Raw genomic sequence first — 19,238 nt, forward strand, 5'->3', positions numbered from 1 at the left:
AAAAGGTTCCACAGAATAAGATTCAAAAAGTGGGAAAACTTATGACTCGACTAAAAACAATGTTTAAAACACTAATCTCAAACGAAAAATTAAGATTAATCATACAAAACTCAAGTTGGTTAGTAATTGATAAATTAGTGAATTTGTTAATAGGAATCTTCATTGGTGCAATGATTGCACGTTATTTTGGTCCTGCAAAATTTGGGCTATTCAATTACTCAATTGCAATTGTTTCATTATTGACTGTTTTTTCAACATTGGGTTTAGAGACAATAACATTTAAAAATTTGCTTGAAAAAAAATATGAAGAAGGGTCAATTTTATTTACAAGTTTACTTTTAAGATTGATTGGAGGAACTGGCCTAACCATTTCAGCAACATTAGTGGTAAAGCTTCTTGAACCTCAAAATTACACATTGATATGGTTGGTCTTTTTTATGTCGTGTACAATGATTTTTAAATCTTTTGAAATCATAGAATACTGGTTCCAAGCTCATCATAAATCTAAAACTCCCTCGATACTTCGAATGACTATATATATAGTTATTTCACTATTGAAAATAATACTAGTTATTTTTGATGGATCTATAATACAACTATCAATCCTATATTTATTCGAAGCAATATTATTTGGTTTTTCTATTTTTGCAATGTACTTTTATCTTCGGAAAGCTAATAGTAAGTGGAGTTTAAGCGGGGAATATGCAAAAGAGGTTTTACATAAAAGCTGGTATTTAATATTATCAGGATTTATGATAACTCTTTATATGAGAATAGATCAAGTAATGTTGGGATCGATGCTAAAGGATAAATCAGTCCTTGGTGTGTTTTCAGTGGCTGTAAGAATAGCGGAGATGTGGTATTTTATTCCTATTTCAGTCATTACCTCGTTCAAGCCCATTATAATTAATAATAAAAAAATGAGTGAGAAAAAATATTTAGATTCTTTACAGCTTCTATATACTGTAATAGCTTGGTTAGGTATTAGTGTCGGTTTTATGATTTTTTTTGCTTCGAAAACGATGATACAGTTACTGTATGGGAATGAATATATCGAAGCAGCCAATATATTATCGATAAGTGTTTGGGCAGGTACTTTTGCTATGCTGGGAACAGCTCGAGCGGTTTGGATCGTCTGCGAGAATTTGCAAAAGTTCACCTTAATTTACACTTTCTTTGGACTGCTAATGAATGTTTTTCTGAATTGGATGTTAATACCGAAGTACGGCGCTTATGGATCAGCTTTTGCGACATTAGTAGCCCAGTTAACTGCTTTAGTGCTCTTATCAATGTTCAGTGAAACTAGAACATCAAATCTTATGATTGCACGTGCTTTTATATTTAAGATAAAAGCTAGACCATGATTAACTATTAATAATTCTATATTTAAAGGTTTTTTATTAATCTTATAGTTAAAGACGTGTTTTTGAATAATAAATTTAGATTTGTATTTGTGCTAACAACGTCGATTGTATGTTTATACATGGAACAAGAAAGGAGATTAGCATGAAAATCGCTATTGCAGGAATTGGCTATGTCGGCCTTTCCAATGCAGTGCTGCTGGCCCAGCATAACACAATAGTTGCGTTTGATATTGATGAATACAAGGTTAACATGATCAACGAACGAAAGTCGCCTTTCTTTGACACAGAGATACAGGATTACCTTGAAACCAAGAATCTGAATCTAACGGCAACAACGGATAAATTCGCAGCTTATAAAGATGCTGACTACGTTATAATCTCGACACCGACAAATTACGATCCCGACAAAAACTACTTTAATACAAGCAGCGTTGAGGATGTTATTAGTTCAGTATTATCGATTAACCCCGATGCAATAATGGTTATTAAGTCAACAGTATCGGTTGGATTCACGCAAATTGCTAGACAAAAGTTTAAGACTAATAATATTATCTTTTCCCCAGAGTTCTTGAGAGAAGGCAAAGCGCTCTATGACAATCTATACCCGTCTCGCGTGGTAGTTGGTGAGCAGTCGGAAAGAGCGAAGATTTTTGCAGAATTGCTCGTACAAGGAGCAATTGAAAAGAACTTTCCGATATTGTTCACAAATTCGACGGAGGCAGAAGCTATTAAGTTGTTTGCCAACACATATCTGGCTATGCGTGTCGCGTTCTTTAACGAATTGGACTCGTATGCTGAGGTGAGAGGGCTAAGCACGCAGCAGATTATTACGGGCGTCAGCTTGGATCCGCGAATTGGGGACCATTACAACAACCCATCCTTTGGATATGGTGGATATTGCCTTCCCAAAGATACCAAGCAGTTGCTCGCAAATTACGCTGATGTGCCTCAGAGCATGATGTCTGCGATAGTTGAAGCTAACCGAACAAGAAAGGATCATATCGCTGATATGATTTTGCAAAAAAATCCAAAGGTAGTTGGCATCTACCGTTTGACGATGAAAATGGATTCAGACAACTTTAGACAATCAGCTATTCAAGGCGTTATGAAACGAATCAAAGCTAGTGGGGTAGAGGTTATCGTATACGAACCTGCGTTATCAGATGAATTTTTTAATTGTAGGGTATACGACGATCTTGAACTATTCAAGAAAAGAGCTGATGTTATTGTCGCCAATCGCATGTCTAAAAGGCTTTCAGACGTGGCTAATAAAATATACACAAGAGATTTATTCAACAGGGACTGATTCGGCAGGGCACTGGTATTGACTAGATGATTTTGCGAGGTGAGTGTGTCAAGATGAAACAAAATAGATTTAGAAAATGGTTTATAGGCATCGGTTGTTTTCTTGTCGTTTTGCTTGTTGGAGCTTATTTCGGCATTAACTTTGCTGCGGATAAGGTTATGAACAGTTTATCTGACTCAATACTTGAGAATGCAATAACATCTTCAACTCCTTCTACGGATAAGGTAAAAGTTTCAACCGTTTTGCCTTCTGATACGTCAACAATAAATATAACAGAGAATAATGGCACGGATCGATCAGAATCAAACGCCCCCTCAAATTTCTCGAATCCGACAAGCAATGGCAATAGTACACCTAATGACGCTAGTGGGGATCATAGTCAATCCTATAGCGCTGAGGTATCAGTCGACAAGGCGGAGTCAGTGAAGGAAGACATCACATTTTCCGAAAAAACGAAGTTAATGACAATTATGCTCAAAAGATTGAGTGCAAGTGATATTAAGACGTTGTCGGATCTGGCCAGCGGTGGCCTAAGCGTAGAGAAGAAGGTAGAAGCCAAGAAGATTATTCTTGAAAAGCTCAGTGAAAAAGAGTATGACGAACTGATTAAGATCGCTCAGAAATACGGTATGAGCGAAGGCAAGAGCTATGAGGATTCTAAAAAGGAAAAAGGTATGCAGTGATGAAGAAGTTATCTAGGTCTCGGACTACTATTATTGCGGGGCTTACGGCTCTAGCAGTTGTTGTTATAGCTTCAGGATGCTCTAAGGAAAATAGTGGAGGCGAGGCTCTTCCGTCCTTGTCTCCATCACCTTCTGCGGCTGCAACTCAGTTCGCAACCCCTTCCCCCAGCAATGAAACTGAAGGTGAAGGTACACACTCGCCGACCGCCGTTCCTTCTGAGACTGCGTCGTCAACAATTGAGCCCACTTTTACTCCCGATGCCACGCCTATACCTAGCAAAAACGTAGAGCCCAACGCAAGCGAGCCGGCAAAGACGCCTTCTACTTCGCCGAAGCCCTCTTCTACAGATACCCAGAAGAAGGGTGAGGTCGAACAAAAATATGAATCCAAATTCACCTCCATCCGCTCCAGCTGTCAGGCAAAAGTTAGCAACTTAACCGGAGAAGTGACGTCTTATATTGCAGGGGCCAAGTCGGGAGACGGCGAGGTGTCGATTACGGACCTGCAGAAGAAGTTTCTGGGCAAGGTTGCCGCAGCCGAGGCGATATGTGATCAGCAGTTTAACACGACGCTGGCACAAGCGGAGAAAGCTTATAAGGATGCAGGAGTCGTAGAGACGAAGCTCGCAACGTGGAAGAGTCAGTACGATAACGGCAAGGCGCAGGCAAAACTGTCGGCGATGTCGAAGATTCTGGCTGCTTGGCAGGCTGAGTAGTCAAAGGGAGATGAGCAGTGAAATGAAAAGCAAGAGAAGCATCATAGCGGCCGCATTACTCGGCGCAATGCTGTTGTCCGTGCCGGTAGCGGCATCTGCGGCCACAACGACGATCGCGGTGGAATCGAAGCCGATCGTCATGGAGTTTGACGGGAAGAAGCTGGCGCTGCCTTCGGGACAAGTGGCGTTCATGTATCAGTCCAAGGTATACATACCGCTGCGGTTCGCCTCTTATGCGCTGCAGAAGCAAGTCGAGTATGATGCGAAGACGAAGACGGTGTCCGTCGCCGAACCGACTTCGGGGCAAAAGGTCGCTTTGAAGGAATACCTGGCGAATGCTGCCGCTTCGTCGGGACAGACGGCGTCGACGGCGGTCAAGGTCAAGCTGGTTCCTACGGCCGTAAAGCTTATATTTGACGGCGTGGAGAAGAAACTGCCGGCAGGTCAGCAAGCTTACAACGTGAACGGCTCGATCTATGTGCCGGTGCGTTTCATCTCGGAGGCTGTCGGGACGACGGTGCTGTGGGACGCGAAGACGGGAACGGTCTCGGGCGAGTCCAAAGCATATCGCGATGCGCAGACGAGTGGCGGTACTTCCGGCGGCACGAGCGGGAGCGCCGGATCCGGCGGGAGCGCATCGGGCAGTGGATCGACGGGCGGAACGGGAAGCGGCAGCAGCGGCGGGACCGGTGGCGGCGTCACGAAGCCGAGTTATGAGTCGATAACAGCAAGCGCGAAGAGTCAACTGGATGCGTTGGAAATGAATTGTACAGTGACGCTGTATGATCTCTACACACAATATCAAGGCGCAACGACTGAACAGAAGGCTGCATTAAAGGCCCAGGGCCAGAGCGCGCTAAGTTCCTGTACGGAGAAATTCGAAAAGATTCTGGCCGATACAGGGGCCACGCTGACGGCGAATGGTTACAGTACCGCGATTCTAGCGGATTACCGGGCGCAGTTTGAAAAGGATATGCAAACTGGACGGGAAATAATCGGAGCCAACTGAAGTCGATGATTTAGCATTATACAAGTTATCTCTCAAGCGATGAGGCTGTCGCCAGAGGAGATAACTTGTCTTGCAAGGAGGGTAATTCGCATCTCTACGCTCAAAAAGCTGCTGTACGCCATGCCGCTGATGCTGTGGCTGCTGCTGATTTTCGACTTTTCCTCGCAGACGTATTCGCAGCAGAGCATCATCCCGTTTATGAGGGAGCATATACCGGAACATCGCTTGCAGCAGATCGTGCCGGACGTAACGATCCGATATAATCATAGCGCCATTCATGCGAAGGCGGATCCGTACAGATTCGTAGAGTTTCTGTTCCGCAAGAGCGCGCATTTGTTCATGTACTTCATGCTCGGGCTGCTGGCGCATCTGTTGTTGGTGCCCTGGATTCGCAGCCTTGCGTTCCGCGTAACGGGCGCGCTAGTCGTCGTAGCCATGTTTGCCAGCCTGGATGAATGGAATCAGTCATTCACGGGAGGCCGGACGCCGACGCCGCTCGACGTGATGGTGGATATAAGCGGGGCTGTGATCGGGCAGATCGTATTGCTGATCGTTCTTGCGATCTATCGGCGCTTCAAGCGACCTAGGCTAGGAAACGTACATAGCTGACCAAGTGAATCGAATCTCACAAAGCGTGATCCCTCCGCACCAGTCGGAAGGGATCATTTTTATTTTGCGAGAATATGAAATTTATATAATTCTCTTATCGCATGTAACTTTTTGTAGATTACGGAGTCTACTTATAGAGGGGAAGTATTGGGAGTTTGGTAGGAGTCGGCTGCCGTGCCGCCCCGCGCAAATCTATGACAACATGGGAGCGTATTGCATCTAATGTCTGAATCGAAGTTTAACATTCTGAGAGCTGCTAGAGTCGTATGTGTACCGATGTTGGCCGGGACGCTTGTCGTGGCTTCGTTCGCGGGCACCGGATTGGCGCCGTTTGCGCAATGGCAGCCGGGCGTCGCTTCGGCGGCGACGGCGGCGGTCACGTACAAGCTGGTGAAGTCCGACGAGGCGATCGTGACGTCGGGCGTGAAGCAGATCAACTATAGCTGGGTGCCGTCGGACGCGAAGAAGAGCACGGAGCTCGTCCACGTGCTGCAGATCGATCTGACCAATCCGTACGTGCAGATGAACGCATTGAGCGGGAAAAACGGCAGCGTCACGACCGGGCAATCGGTCGGGGCGATGACGAAGGCGACCGGAGCTGTAGCTGGCGTGAACGGGGACGTGTTTAACACGGGCACGTCGAGCGAGGGGGCGCCGCTTGGGGCGGAGCTGCTCTCGGGGCAGCTGCTGGTAGCGCCGACCAAGCTGGAGGGCATGTACGCCTTTGCGTTGACGAAGGACAAGACGCCGATCATCGATCAGTTCGCGTTCTCGGGCAGCGTGACGGCGGCGGACGGGACGAAGTTTGCCTTGTCGGGGCTGAACAACTCTTCGTACACGACGTATCCGGACAAGACAGCGAGTCATCTCAACGCATTGTACATGTACACCAACGCCTGGACCGCGGCCAACCGTCCGGCTAACAGCGGCACGACGCCGACGGAGGCGCTGGTCGTGAACGGCGTCGTGACGGAGGTCAGCGACGGGGTGCAGATCCAGACGCCGATCCCGGCGAACGGCTACATACTCCGGGGACACAAGGGCAAGGATTCCGGCAACTTCATTCTGAACAGCCTGCCGGTCGGCACGGCGGTGACGAGCGCGTACAATCTGGTGTCGCAGACGAGCGGCAAGACCTACAGCGAGAGCGATTTTCAGATGATCGTGAGCGGCCACACGCTGCTCATGGACGGCGGCAAGGCTTCGGCGTTCAGCCGAAGCGTCAGCGGCGTGGACGGCTCTTCCAACCGGGCGCGCACGGCGGTCGCTTATTCCAAGGACGGCAAGACGGCTTATCTCGTCACTGTAGAAGAATACAGCTCGCATGACGGCGTGACGCTGTCGGTATTCCAGAACATTCTGACGTCGCTTGGCGTATGGAAAGCGGTCAACCTGGACGGCGGCGGCTCGACGACGATGATCACGCGGCCGCTCGGGGAGACGGCAACCGTCCTGGCGCATCCGACGTACTTCGGTACGACGCAGCGCGCGGTAGCCAACGGGATCGGCGTGTTCACGATCGCGCCTGCCGGCGAGACCAAGGGCATTACGGTCAGCGGGGCGAAGACGCTGTTCATCGGACAGCAGGCGACCTATTCGGTCAAGGCGTACGACACGTATTACAACCCGATCGACGCCGCCGGCCTGACGCCTGCATGGAGCGTGAGCGGCGGGCTCGGCAGCTTCGCCGGCGGCGTGCTGACGGCGTCCAAGGCGGGCAAAGGCGAGCTGACGGTCAAGTCCGGCGCGGCGAGCGACAAGGCAAGCATCGAGGTCATCGGCGGTTCGCAGATCAACCAGCTCAAGGCGAATCCCAACACAACCGTGCTTCAGCAAGGTGCTAAGATTACGGTCAAGCTGACGGCCACGCTCGCGGACGGCCGCACGCTCGAGGTGCCGGCGGACTCGGTGAAATGGGAGTTCAAGGGCTTCACGGCGGCTGCGAGCGGCGGCGTCATCACGATCGGCGCGGTCGGCGAGCAGACGAAGACCGGCTACGCGATCGCCAGGTACGACGGCTTCTCGACGGCATTCGCGCTGAGCGCGGGAGCGGAGAAGAGCTTCGAGACGTTCGAGAATGCCGCGTATCCGGTGACGTTCGACAAGCTCCCGGCGGAGACGACCGGCACGGCCGCGATTGTCACGGGATTGCCGGGTCGCGAGACTTCGAAGGCGCTGCAGCTGACCTACGACTTCACGGTCGGTACGGGTAACCGCTTCGCCTACGCGCTGCCCAACGGCAGCACGGGCCTGGCGATCTCGGGCAGCCCGAGCGCGCTGACGCTGGACGTCTACGGCGACGGCTCCAACAACTGGCTGCGCGCCGAGTTCAAGGGCGCGGACGGCAAGCTGGCGCTGGTGGACATCGCCAAGATGGCCAACTGGACCGGCTGGAAGCAGATCCGCGTCGATCTGTCGGGCAGCGGCATCACTTATCCGGCGACGCTCACCAGACTCTATGTCGTCAACCTGGCCGAGGGGCAGGACGAGCGCGCGCTGACGGGGGCGGTTGCTTTTGACAATCTGTCGCTCCAGTATCCGTCCGTCGTCGACGATGGCGCGCAGTCGAACATCGTGCTGCAGCTAGGTCAGAAGTCCGCTACGGTAGACGGCAAGAGCGTGGCGCTCGACATCGCGCCGCTGCTGCTGAACGGGACGACGTACCTGCCGCTGCGGTTCGTGTCGGACGCGCTCGGCGCGGACATCGGCTGGGACCAGGCGGCGCAGAAGGCGACCGTCACGGGCGGCGGCAAGCTCTTAGAGTTGTGGGTCGGCAAGCCGGACCTGCTCAACACGGGCGTCCGCGCGACGGCTGCTGCGACGCCGATCCTGCGAAGCGGCAGGGTGCTGGTGCCGGTGCGCGTCGTTTCCACGGAGCTCGGGCGCAAGGTCGGGTGGGACCAGAAGACCAAGACGATTACAATTCGCTAATCTTGCGCAGCCAGACCTAGTAGGCCCGTCCACGTCGCACGCAAATATGATATGATGGAGGCATAACTTGTCTCCATTCAAGCCCGCCGGGGCTGGAAGCGTGCGACGCGAGACGGTCCGGAGAGGGCGCGGAGGGGAGTTGCTCGATTGGACTATCGGGTAGAACAGATAGACCGGGTTATACAGAACGCGATGCGCGTCATGGAAGACAGCAAGATGCAAGTATTCGAGATCTGTGAGGCTGCGAGACGCGAGCTTGTATCGCTGGGCAAGGAACTGGAGAATGTCCTTAGAGAGACTTCCACTACGATCGACAAGGTCGACGGCCTCGAACGGGATTACAAGCTATCGCGCATCCGGCTCACCGAGGTGAGCAGGGATTTCGTACGTTTCTCGGAGAAAGACATCAAGTCCGCCTACGAGAAGGCGACTCAGCTACAGCTGGATCTGACCGTGTATCGGGAAAAAGAGAATTACTTGAAGGCGCGCCGCGACGACCTGCAGAGCCGCGTCCGCAACGTGGAGCTGTCCATCGAGCGGGCCGAGATGATCGGGTCGCAGATGAACGTCGTGCTGGATTACTTCTCGGGCGACCTGAACCAGGTTACCCGCATCCTCGAGTCCGCGAAGAACCGCCAGCTGATCGGTCTCAAGATCATTCTCGCCCAGGAAGAAGAACGCAGGCGCATGGCCCGTGAGATCCACGACGGTCCCGCCCAATCGCTCGCGAATCTGGTACTGCGGACCGAAATTGCCGAGAGAATGCTGGATACGAAGGATTTGGAGCTTGTGCGCAGCGAATTGGTCGATTTAAAATCGCAGATACGTTCCGGACTGGGGGAGATTCGCAAAATCATATTCAACCTTCGGCCGATGGCGCTGGACGATCTGGGTCTTATTCCTACGCTTCGCAAGTTCGTGCAGGACTACGAGGAGCGCACCTCCATCCGTTCCGTCTTCGAGACGAGCGGGCGGGAGAAGCGGATCTCGACCGCACTGGAGGCCGCGATGTTCAGGCTCGTGCAGGAGGCGTTCAACAATGCCTTCAAGCATGCCGAAGCATCTTATATGTCGCTCGATATCACTTATCTGGAAGAGACGATCCGGATGGTGATCAAGGACAACGGCAAAGGCTTCCATACCGATCTGGCGGAAGCGCAGGCGAAGAAGACGAACAAGTTCGGACTCATGGGCATGAAGGAGCGCGTGGATCTGCTGATGGGAGAGATCGACATCGATTCGGCCATCGGACAGGGCACCACGATTACCATTCAAGTACCTATCAAAGCCGAAATGCGGAAGGAGTTGGACATTAATGGAGAGTAAGAATTCGAACATCGCCTCGGGCCGCAAGATCCAAGTCCTCCTTGCCGACGACCACCAACTGTTCCGCGAGGGACTGAAGCGCATCTTGAACATGGAGCCCGACCTGGAGGTAATCGGCGAATGCGGGGACGGCATCCAGGTGCTGGAGTTCTGCAATCGGCAAAAGCCGGACGTCGTGCTGCTGGACATTAACATGCCGACGGAGAACGGCGTGATCGCGACGGAGAAGCTCCGCGACATTTTCCCCGAGATCAAGGTCATCATCCTGTCCATCCACGACGACGAGAGCTACGTGTTCGAGACGCTGCGCAAGGGCGCTACCGGCTATCTGCTCAAGGACATGGAGGCCGAGTCGCTCGTTGAGGCGATCCGCACGGTCGCCAACGGCCATGCGTACATCCACCCGAAGGTCACCGGCAAGCTCATCAATCAGCTGCGCCGCATGACGTATCTCGACGAGATCGGCGCCGCATCAGGGGCCGCCGCAAGCCGCGAGACGATCACGAAGTTCGTGCCGCGGGGCAACAATCCGCTCACGCGCCGCGAAGCCGAAGTGCTGCGCCTCATGGCGGAGGGCAAGAGCAACAAGAACATCGGCGAGAGCCTGTTCATCAGCGAGAAGACGGTCAAGAACCACGTCAGCAGCATTCTGCAGAAGATGGAAGTCGACGACCGCACGCAAGCCGTCATCAACTCGATCAAGTTCGGCTGGGTGACGCTGTAACGCCTTTATCGCAAGATCGCAACAGCAGGAATTATACATATGGCAAGTCGCTTAGGCGCCACCCGACGATCGGCAGATCTTGCGGGGGCGTCTTTGTTTTAGAGCGACATGAAGTCATGCCTCACTACAACATGTAGTTGTGAACATTAGATAATTTGTAAACGGGAAAGGGAAAATAAGGATTAAATACTAGTTGACAGGTCGGGATTATACCTTTAATATGAACTCAATGTAAACAAAGGCGATCGGAATTAAAAAGAGATCAAGAATCGACTGGACGAACCGGAGATTCAACTAAAGCGCTAATAGCGCCGCGGTTGAATCTTTTTTGTTTCCGATAAGCCACACATCTTGGGGAGGATGATTTAGAAATGAAGAAACTCGCGCTTTCCAAACTGGCTATTTCCGTAGTGGCCGCTACCGTCGTATTCGGCGGGCTGACGTATGCAGCCGTATCGGCCAATCAAAAGACAGAGGCTGCCGCGTCCGCGCCCGAGCAGCAGCAAGCAGCCGCGCCGCAAGCAGCCGCGCCGCAAGCGACGGCAGCGCCCGAACAGCAAGCGGCCGCCCCGGCGGCACAAGCCGCTGCGCCTGAAGCTGAAGCGCAAGCCGCTGCGCCTGAAGCCTCGGCAGCGCCCGCGAACGAGGCAGCCGCGCCTGCTGCCGAAGCTTCCGGCCAAGCCTTAGCAGCAGTCGCTGCCGCGTCCAATACCGAAACCAATGCAAGTGCCGCCGTTAAGGTCGCCGACGTGAAGCAAAACGAGCCTGCAGCCACGACGGCTTCCAGCGCGTCCAAGGTTGAAAAGGCGGCTCCTGCCGAATCGAATGAAAAGGCGGTCGCGGCGGTTGTCGTGAAGACCGCATCCGTGCAAGCCGAGAAAATCGCTCAGCCGACGGCAGCGCCCAAGGCTACGCCTGCGCCGACCGCAAAGCCGACTGCCGCTGCGGTCGCACAGCCGACCAAATCGCCCGAGCCGACAGCCGCTCCGCAAGCGTCCGCAGCTGTAGAAAAGGCAGCAGACGCCGCGCCTGCCAAGGCTACGACGTTCGTCAAAAAAGTAGAAGCGCCTAAAGCGTCCGCGACGACCGCTGCTGCTAGCTCGAGCGCATCGTCGTCCTCCTCCTCGAACGCCTCGTCCTCTTCCGATGAGATCTGCCCGCCGGAAGAAGAGATCTGCCCTTAATCGCAATATCGCGACGTTGAAAAAATACCGTAATCTCTTAAACTCGCAATCTCGCGCACGAACCGCTCTTATTTAAACCAGAAGATATAGAAACGAGGCGTTCGGATTGAAACTACAAGCACAACGGATTCTGGCTCTGCTGCTCGCCGTCTTCGTGGCGGTCCCGGCACTGGCGGCCCACGCGGCCGAGCAAGCGCCGGAAGGCGTCGTTACGTCAAGCGGCAGCGGCGTCGGCCATTACGATTACTTCAGCGACGTCTATCCGTCGCTCAAGAACGAGTCGCACGTATTCGAGACGACTACCTATGAGGATATCGCGCAGATCTTCAAGACGTCCGGCACCTATGCCGTCGTATTCGGCGGAGCAGCCAACCCGTCCACGCAGGCACAGATCGCTTACATTAACCAGGTGGCCAAGGAGAAGGGGATCGCGAAGGTCTACAACTTCGACACCCGCCTCGACGGCAAGGACGATCTGGATATCGCGAACAGCGCCAACGCGTTTGCTTACAAGTATACGGATCTCATTCATGCCTATCTGACGAACGCGGCGGATGCGGCGAACGTGCAAAATCAAACCTACGTCTTCGTTTATAACAAAGACAACGACGGCGGACCGGTCGTCGCAGGCTTCAAGAGCGCTGCGGTCGCAGCGGACTTCCAGACGGGCGGCAACGCGGACGCGTCCAAGATCGACGCCTACAAGGCGCAGATCCGTAGCGTATTCGGCCAAGCGAACGCGTTCAGCACCATCAGCGCGTACGACTTGATCGCGCCGGGCTTTAACCACAATGGTCCGTTTTACGCACCGACGGCCGCTCCGATCTTCGACGAGTCCGACAAGGATCTCGTGCTGGAGCACGTAACTTACGATGAACTGATCGGTATCTTGCGCAGCGAGGGCGACTACGTCCTGCTGTTCGGCGGCTCCTGGTGCCCCAACACGCAAGCGGCGGTCAAGTACGTCAACGAGTATGCGAAAAAGTACGGCGTGGACAAAGTGTACTTCTTTGACCCGCGTATCGACGCAGGCCTGGACGTCACGAAGCCGGACGCCAATTATCACGACAACGACAAGCTGATGATTCGCGACAGCAAAAACGCTTATGCTTACCTATACGTCGATCTGGCGAAGCAATATCTGACCAATCTGCGTGCGGAATACGAGACGAGGGCGTCTTCCAACATCTCTTATACGGACGGCAATGGCGCCAAGGTAGAAGCCATTCGTCTGCAAGTGCCTTACTTCTTTACTTATAACAAGGATAACAAGGATGCGGACGGCACCGCTGCGCCGATCCTGGGACATATCGAGCTCATGTACGGCTGGGGCGATACGTCCAAGAAGGACGCGGACGCGACGAAGTCCTATGCCAATTACATCGAAGCGCTGAACAGCGTGCTGTCCCGCACCGAATCGCTGCCGAGCGGCCTCGTGGGCGTCGAGCCCTCCCAGTTCGGCGGTACGGACGGACGCATCGACGGCGTCGGCGGAAAGGCGCTCGAGTACAAGAAGGCGTCCGATACCGAATATACAGCCGTCACCGGCTCGTCCATCTGGCGCCTTGCGCCTGGCGAGTATGACGTTCGTTACGCATCGATCTTTGGCGCGCAAAAGAAAAATTCGACGACGAAGAGCTACGACAAGATCGTCTACAAGCCGGGCCAGTCGGTACGCATCACGGTGCCGGAGAACACGACGCCGCTGCAGCTGGACGCGCCGCAAGGCCTGAAAGGCATCGCGACGACGGTAGCGAACGACGTTTACGGCGGTCAGATCACGGGCACGGCAGCTGGGCAGGAGTATAAGAAGGTCGGCGCGGACGCTTACCTGGACGCCGGCGTACCATCGATCGCGGGACTTGTATACGGCGACTATCTCGTCCGCAACAAAGCGAAGGACGGCATTAACGCAAGCCCGGACACGCTCGTGACCGTGCCGAAGTACGGCCAGCAATCTGCGCCGGTGGGTCTCGCGGGCGTCGCGCCGAGCGGACCGGACCTGAAGGACGGACAGATCACGGGAATTACGGAAGGCCTGGAATACAAGGATGCATCCATCGAAGATGCCGTTTATACGAAAATCGAAGGCAATGGCGCAAGCGGTGTTCTGACCGGTCTTGAGCCGGGCACGTACACGCTGCGATATGCGGCGACCGACAGCCTCGCGGTCGGAGCGTCCGTCGACGTCGTCGTGCCGGCCAAGCAGGCGCAGGACGCGCCGACCGGCCTGCAAGGCGTAGCGCCGACGAGCGCGGCGAACAACGACGGGCAGATTACGGGCGTTACGGCTGATCTGGAATATAAGGCGCATGGCGCAAACGCCTATAAGCCGGTGGACGGCTCGACGATCACGGGCCTGGCGGCAGGCAAGTATCATGTGCGCGTCGCGGCGAAGCCCGGCTTCTACGCCAGCGCCGACGTCGAAGTGACGGTGCCTGAATACGTAGCGCCTTATGTACCGCCGGCAGGCACGACGGCGACTCCGACCCCGACGCCGACGGCGCCGCCGGAAGGATCGGGCGCAAGCGACGGCAAGACCGTCGTCTCGGTCAAGCTCGCCGCCAAATACGATGCGTCGAACGGCCTGACCTCCGCAGCCGTCACGGCGAGCGAAGTCTCGAGCTTGGTCGACAGCGCTAAAAAGGCCGAAGCGGAAGGCAAGGCTGCCGTCATCGAGCTGAATATTGAAGCAACTGCGGACACCAAGTCCGGGCTGCTGACGCTGCCGCGCGAAGCGCTGAAGGCGCTCGCCGGCGCGACGCAGGCAGAGGTGAAAATCAACTACGCGGGCTTCGGCACGATTACGTTCGATGCGAAGGCGTTCGCCACGATCGGTGCAGCCGAAGGTACGGGCGACATCGGCATTCAGATTACCAAGTCCGAGCTGACCGACGAAGGCAAGCAGGTTCTGGGTGACCGTCCGGTATATGACCTGGCGGTTACCGCGGGCGACGCGAACGTATCTGCCTTTGGCGGCGGCAAGGTGAACGTCAACCTGCCGTACACGATCAAGAGCGGCGAGTCCGCGAACGCGATCATCGTTTACTACGTGAACGAGACGACGGGCGAGCTTGAGACGGTACGCGGCAAGTTCGACGCTTCTAGCGGATCCGTCAAGTTCACGACCACGCACTTCTCGCAATACATCGTCGGCTACAATCCGGTGAGCTTCGCGGACGTCGCGGCCTCGTCCTGGTACGGCGACGCTGTCGGATTCCTGGCGGCGCGCGGCATCACGACCGGTACGGACGCCGAGCACTATAGCCCTGGCGCGACCGTGTCGAGAGGGCAGTTCGTAACGCTGCTGCTCAAGGCTTACGGCATTGCGCCTGAAGCGGGCGCGGCAGACAACTTCGCGGATGCCGGAGACACGTATTACACGGGCTACCTGGCTGCGGCCAAACGTCTCGGCATCGCGACCGGTGCCGGCGGCAACTTCGCGCCGGACAGCCAGATCTCCCGGCAAGAGCTGTTCACGCTGCTCTACCGCACGCTGAACGTGCTCGGCGAGCTCCCGTCTGCCAAGACGGGCGCGACCGTGTCGGGCTTCTCGGATGCGGGCGCGATTGCGGCGTATGCCCAGGAAGCGTTTAAGGCGCTCGTCGAGAGCGGCGTCGTCTCGGGCAACGGCGGCAAGCTTTCTCCTGCGGGCGTATCGACGCGCGCGGAGGTCGCGCAGGTGCTGTTTAATCTGTTGGCCAAGTAATAAGGATGGCGACTTGAATAGCAAGACGAACGAATTAGCAGGACGAACGAAATAGCAAGGCGAGCGAATAGCAAGACGAACAAAGACTTGAATAGCAAGAAGCGCGGATGGGCGGCCTATGGCCGTCCATTCCGCCCGTGTTGATGCGGATGTGCGAGGAGCAGCCAGGGCGATGAAAAGTAAACTGATAATCCTCGGCACCGTGCTCGTTCTCTTTGCCGTTGCCCTCTATGTCTCCGGCAGCTTCGGCGAAGAGGGCGGCTACGCGCAGGTCAGGCAGGAGCGGCAGGCGAGGCTGGAGGGGCAGGAAGGTTCCGACAGACAGGCAAGCCCTGATCTGCAGGGAAGGCCGGGAGGACTCGCAAGTTTGGATAGGCAGGGAGCGTCCGCGGGGAAGACTGGTCCGACCGGGCAGGGAGTTCCGGAGGGACACCCAGACGCCGTTCAGCCAGAAGCGGAGCTCGAGGAGGCCCCCGATTTTACCCTGAAGGACCTGGACGGGAACGTCATATCGCTGAGCGATCTGCGGGGCAAGGCCGTCTATCTCAACTTCTGGACCACCTGGTGCAAATGGTGCAAAAAAGAAATGCCTGCCATGAAGCGGGTTTACGAGTCGTTCGAGGGCAGGGACCTGGCGATCGTGGCCGTCGATATCGGCGAGGGCCGCGACAAGGTCGCTTCGTACATCGACCAGGGCGGTTACCCTTTCCAAGTGCTGCTCGATTCGGACAAAAGCGTGTCCAAGTCCTACCGGGTAACCTCGATTCCCGTCTCCGTGTTCGTCGACAAGGAAGGGCACGTCGCCTACCGGAAGCTCGGAACGATGAAGGAAGACGAGATGCGGTCGGTCGTCGAATCGCTCGTCGAATGATAATAATCGGGAAGAGATGATATCAACCTTATGAACAACGTAGACAACAATCTGCTATCCGCCATCGAGACGAACTGGTACAGCTTCGTCGTTTCGATTTTCGTGTTTTTCATCCTGTACTTCTTGGCCAAAAAGCGCGTAGGCTTCGGTCTCCGCGTTATCACAGGCCTGGTGCTGGGGCTGCTCGCAGGCATCCTGCTGCAGAATCTGGACCTGGACACCAAGGCGATCAACACTTTCGGCAGCATCTACGTCAGTCTGATCAAGATGCTCGTTATCCCGCTCATGTTCGTCCTGGTGCTCAACAGCATCGCCTCGCTGACCAGTCTCGAATATTTGCGCAAGATCGGTTTTAAGACGTTCGCCTGGTTTCTCGGCACGACCGGCGTGGCCTCGATTATCGGGCTGCTGATCGCATTGCTGTTCAACCCGGGCAAGGGCATCCAGCAAGCCGTTCCGGAAGGATTCGCGGCGCGCGAGATTCCGACGTTCTCGCAGGTCATCCTCGATCTCGTGCCGTCCAACCCGGTGCTTGAAGCGGCCAACGGCAAGGTCGTGCCGGTGCTTATCTTCGCGCTGTTCCTCGCCGTCGCGATCATCAAGGTCGGCTCGCGGAACGCCGAGGCCGTCCGTCCGGTGCGCGAGCTGATCGCTTCGCTGACGCAGGTGCTGCACCAGGTCGTCAAGTTCATCATTCGCCTGACGCCTTACGGCGTATTCGCGCTCATCGCGGGCATCACGGCCAAGTACGGCTGGGAAACGCTGCAGGAGCTCGGAAGCGTCATCGTCACTTCCTACGTGGCGCTGATCCTTCATTTCGTGCTGGTGTTCGGCGGGCTTGTGCTGCTCGTGGCGCGGGTGAATCCGATTCGTTTCTTCAAAAAAATCTATCCGACGATCGCCGTCGCCTTCACGACGCGCAGCAGCTTCGCGGTACTGCCGGTGAACCTGGAGGTCATCACCAAGCGCCTCCATGTCTCAGAGAAAATCGCGAGCTTCGTCGCGCCGCTCGGCGCCTCGGTTAACTTCAACGGCTGCGGCGGCATCTGGCCGGCGATCGTGGCCGTGTTTACGGCGCAGGTGTACGGCATCCACCTCACGGGGACGGATTATGTCGTGCTCGTGCTCGTCAGTATCATCTCCTCGATCGGCGTGGCGGGCGTGCCGGGACCGGCGGTCATTTCCACGACCGTCGTGCTGACCGCGCTCGGGCTGCCGCTCGAAGGCATCGGCATCGTCGCCGGCGTCGAAGCGCTGATCGACATGGGCCGCACCGCCGTCAACGCGACGGGCACGACCGTTACTTCGCTGCTCGTGGCCAATTCCGAAGGGGAATTTGACCGGGAGGCTTTTAATCGGGACGAGGATGAGGATTTGGTGCTGAATCCGGCTTGAGGAAGAGATGGAAGGCTTGAGGCTGGAAAGGCTGGAAAGGCTGGAAAGGCTGGAAAGGCTGGAAAAGCTGGAAGGGCTGGAAGAGCTGGAAGGGCTGGAAAGGCTGGAAAGCCTGGAAGGGCTGGAAGGGCTGGAAGGGCTGGAAGGGCTGGAGGGGCTGGAAAGGCTGGAAAGGCTGGAAAGGCTGGAAGGGCTGGAAAGGCTGGCTTAAGGCTGAGATGGTAGGCTTAAGGCTGGAAAAGGCTTAGTGGTATAGTGGAATCATGCATCGTTTTGGGGCTTTCGCACGCTGCGCTTGTCGCAGGGGCGAGGGCTTTTTTCTTGAAATTACAGAGATAGTATTGGCGGCTAAATGGCAGCGATATAGCGGCGATTTGTAGAAGGTAAGCGCGTATTCGGAGTGTCGGAGCTTGTCAGATGATGTACGGGGCGAAAAACCTGCATCTGTACAGGTATTTTTAACCAACTCGCGGTACTTAATGAAATACCTGCAAATATGCAGGTAAATTCAAAGCATAAGCCGGAAATCCGGTTGGCGGAGGAAGATACCTGCGTATTTGCATGTATTTTGTCCGGAAGGGGCGACATCGGAGCAAATAGATGTATATTTGCAGGAATAGCGGCGAAGGAACGAGGGGGCGACCGGGGCAGCGACAGGTAAAGATAAGACAGCGAGAAGGGCCGGTTGACAACTGAGCGGTTGCGGACGACGGAACCGCCGAGCGCTGCGCGGCATATAGTGTCGCATAGCGGCGCGGCCTTTTCGGGACAGGGATTCTTCCGCAGTACCGGGTACGGGGCCGCCGAGTTCACGCGAAGGAGGTGGTCCCATGATCGGATTGCTGCTGTGGATCGCCGGATGCTACGCGGTTGCCGCGGCTTGCGCCTATCGGCTGCTGCGTCATCGGCGCAGGCCGGTCGCCAAACGGCACTACGTCATTGTCGCGGGCAATCACGAGGATCAGATCGAGTGGGTGATTCGTTCGCTACGATATCAAGGCAGCCTGTCGGGGACGGATGTCGGCATTACCGTGCTGCTCGAGCCGGAAGCGGCGGACGGCACCGCGTCGATCGTGGAGAAGCTCGTGCGCACGGAGGCGGGCGTGAGCCTGATCCGTCAGCTGCCCGAGTCGGGCGAGGATGGCGCGGAAGGGCGGAGGCGCTGGGAAGAGACGAAGACGGCGTATGCGGAGGCTTGGAGCGGTCCGGATACGGTGTGGATGGAGCTGCCGCGGAGCGGAAGCGCTGACGTAGAAGGCAGTGGAGACGGCTTCGGTGGAGGATTTGGAAATGGCTTCGGCAATAGCTTCGGCGGCGGAGCGGGGCATAGGGCGGGACATGGTGCGGGGCGCGGGGACGACGAGGGGCAATCGGAATTGACATCTGCGACCGATCGTTTACAATAGAAGTA

The 19,238-nt window shown here is 55.3% G+C and carries 15 protein-coding genes; all 15 read left to right on the forward strand.

Translation table 11 applies throughout. From position 1 onward, the window contains the following. The first annotated feature begins 29 nt into the window (after nucleotides 1-29). The 15 genes from ACFOTD_RS11225 (at nucleotide 30) to ACFOTD_RS11295 (ending at nucleotide 19,233) form a co-directional block, all read left to right on the forward strand. Nucleotides 30-1,364, forward strand: coding sequence for a flippase (locus ACFOTD_RS11225; RefSeq protein WP_378118647.1), 1,335 nt, complete (start codon nucleotides 30-32; stop codon nucleotides 1,362-1,364). Between the two features lie 142 nt (nucleotides 1,365-1,506). Continuing rightward, on the forward strand, nucleotides 1,507-2,670 hold the full coding sequence (locus ACFOTD_RS11230; RefSeq protein WP_378118649.1) for a nucleotide sugar dehydrogenase: 1,164 nt from the start codon (nucleotides 1,507-1,509) through the stop codon (nucleotides 2,668-2,670). 53 nt (nucleotides 2,671-2,723) lie between these two features. Then, the gene (locus ACFOTD_RS11235) at nucleotides 2,724-3,353 is read left to right on the forward strand and encodes a hypothetical protein (RefSeq protein WP_378118651.1); all 630 of its coding nucleotides are present in this window, start codon (nucleotides 2,724-2,726) and stop codon (nucleotides 3,351-3,353) included. Beyond that, complete coding sequence (locus ACFOTD_RS11240) at nucleotides 3,350-4,069, forward strand: superantigen-like protein SSL4 (RefSeq protein WP_378118653.1); 720 nt, start codon at nucleotides 3,350-3,352, stop codon at nucleotides 4,067-4,069. The genes ACFOTD_RS11235 and ACFOTD_RS11240 overlap by 4 nt, the downstream gene beginning before the upstream one ends. A gap of 22 nt (nucleotides 4,070-4,091) precedes the next feature. Continuing rightward, nucleotides 4,092-5,078, forward strand: a complete 987-nt coding sequence (locus tag ACFOTD_RS11245) for a copper amine oxidase N-terminal domain-containing protein (protein ID WP_378118654.1) — start codon at nucleotides 4,092-4,094, stop codon at nucleotides 5,076-5,078. A gap of 120 nt (nucleotides 5,079-5,198) precedes the next feature. Beyond that, nucleotides 5,199-5,687 carry a VanZ family protein gene (locus ACFOTD_RS11250; RefSeq protein ID WP_378118655.1) on the forward strand — a complete coding sequence of 163 codons (489 nt, stop codon included), beginning with the start codon at nucleotides 5,199-5,201 and terminating at the stop codon, nucleotides 5,685-5,687. A 222-nt stretch (nucleotides 5,688-5,909) separates the two neighbouring features. After that, nucleotides 5,910-8,618: a stalk domain-containing protein gene (locus ACFOTD_RS11255; protein WP_378118656.1), complete on the forward strand. Its 2,709-nt coding sequence runs from the start codon at nucleotides 5,910-5,912 to the stop codon at nucleotides 8,616-8,618. A 147-nt stretch (nucleotides 8,619-8,765) separates the two neighbouring features. Then, on the forward strand, nucleotides 8,766-9,944 hold the full coding sequence (locus ACFOTD_RS11260) for a sensor histidine kinase (protein WP_378118658.1): 1,179 nt from the start codon (nucleotides 8,766-8,768) through the stop codon (nucleotides 9,942-9,944). Continuing rightward, a complete protein-coding gene (locus tag ACFOTD_RS11265; protein ID WP_090116230.1) occupies nucleotides 9,934-10,668 on the forward strand; it encodes a response regulator in 735 nt (244 codons plus the stop codon). The genes ACFOTD_RS11260 and ACFOTD_RS11265 overlap by 11 nt, the downstream gene beginning before the upstream one ends. A gap of 371 nt (nucleotides 10,669-11,039) precedes the next feature. Next, on the forward strand, nucleotides 11,040-11,852 hold the full coding sequence (locus ACFOTD_RS11270) for a hypothetical protein (protein ID WP_378118660.1): 813 nt from the start codon (nucleotides 11,040-11,042) through the stop codon (nucleotides 11,850-11,852). Between the two features lie 106 nt (nucleotides 11,853-11,958). Further along, nucleotides 11,959-15,561: an S-layer homology domain-containing protein gene (locus ACFOTD_RS11275; RefSeq protein ID WP_378118662.1), complete on the forward strand. Its 3,603-nt coding sequence runs from the start codon at nucleotides 11,959-11,961 to the stop codon at nucleotides 15,559-15,561. Nucleotides 15,562-15,733: 172 nt separating this feature from the next. Beyond that, nucleotides 15,734-16,432: a TlpA family protein disulfide reductase gene (locus ACFOTD_RS11280; RefSeq protein ID WP_378118664.1), complete on the forward strand. Its 699-nt coding sequence runs from the start codon at nucleotides 15,734-15,736 to the stop codon at nucleotides 16,430-16,432. A 30-nt stretch (nucleotides 16,433-16,462) separates the two neighbouring features. Further along, complete coding sequence (locus ACFOTD_RS11285) at nucleotides 16,463-17,827, forward strand: dicarboxylate/amino acid:cation symporter (RefSeq protein ID WP_378118666.1); 1,365 nt, start codon at nucleotides 16,463-16,465, stop codon at nucleotides 17,825-17,827. A gap of 16 nt (nucleotides 17,828-17,843) precedes the next feature. Continuing rightward, a complete protein-coding gene (locus ACFOTD_RS11290) occupies nucleotides 17,844-18,038 on the forward strand; it encodes a hypothetical protein (protein ID WP_378118668.1) in 195 nt (64 codons plus the stop codon). Between the two features lie 619 nt (nucleotides 18,039-18,657). Continuing rightward, entirely contained in the window at nucleotides 18,658-19,233 is a 576-nt protein-coding gene (locus tag ACFOTD_RS11295; protein WP_378118670.1) for a hypothetical protein, read from the forward strand. Nucleotides 19,234-19,238: the final 5 nt, after the last annotated feature.

This window comes from Cohnella sp. GCM10012308, assembly GCF_042649185.1.
Classification (GTDB): domain Bacteria; phylum Bacillota; class Bacilli; order Paenibacillales; family Paenibacillaceae; genus Cohnella.

Coding starts and splice junctions, on each gene's coding strand:
- ACFOTD_RS11230 (WP_378118649.1), top strand. CDS start 1,507: ATGAAAATCGCTATTGCAGGAATTGGCTATGTCGGCCTTTCCAATGCA.
- ACFOTD_RS11235 (WP_378118651.1), top strand. CDS start 2,724: ATGAAACAAAATAGATTTAGAAAATGGTTTATAGGCATCGGTTGTTTT.
- ACFOTD_RS11245 (WP_378118654.1), top strand. CDS start 4,092: ATGAAAAGCAAGAGAAGCATCATAGCGGCCGCATTACTCGGCGCAATG.
- ACFOTD_RS11250 (WP_378118655.1), top strand. CDS start 5,199: ATGCCGCTGATGCTGTGGCTGCTGCTGATTTTCGACTTTTCCTCGCAG.
- ACFOTD_RS11255 (WP_378118656.1), top strand. CDS start 5,910: ATGTCTGAATCGAAGTTTAACATTCTGAGAGCTGCTAGAGTCGTATGT.
- ACFOTD_RS11265 (WP_090116230.1), top strand. CDS start 9,934: ATGGAGAGTAAGAATTCGAACATCGCCTCGGGCCGCAAGATCCAAGTC.
- ACFOTD_RS11270 (WP_378118660.1), top strand. CDS start 11,040: ATGAAGAAACTCGCGCTTTCCAAACTGGCTATTTCCGTAGTGGCCGCT.
- ACFOTD_RS11280 (WP_378118664.1), top strand. CDS start 15,734: ATGAAAAGTAAACTGATAATCCTCGGCACCGTGCTCGTTCTCTTTGCC.
- ACFOTD_RS11285 (WP_378118666.1), top strand. CDS start 16,463: ATGAACAACGTAGACAACAATCTGCTATCCGCCATCGAGACGAACTGG.
- ACFOTD_RS11295 (WP_378118670.1), top strand. CDS start 18,658: ATGATCGGATTGCTGCTGTGGATCGCCGGATGCTACGCGGTTGCCGCG.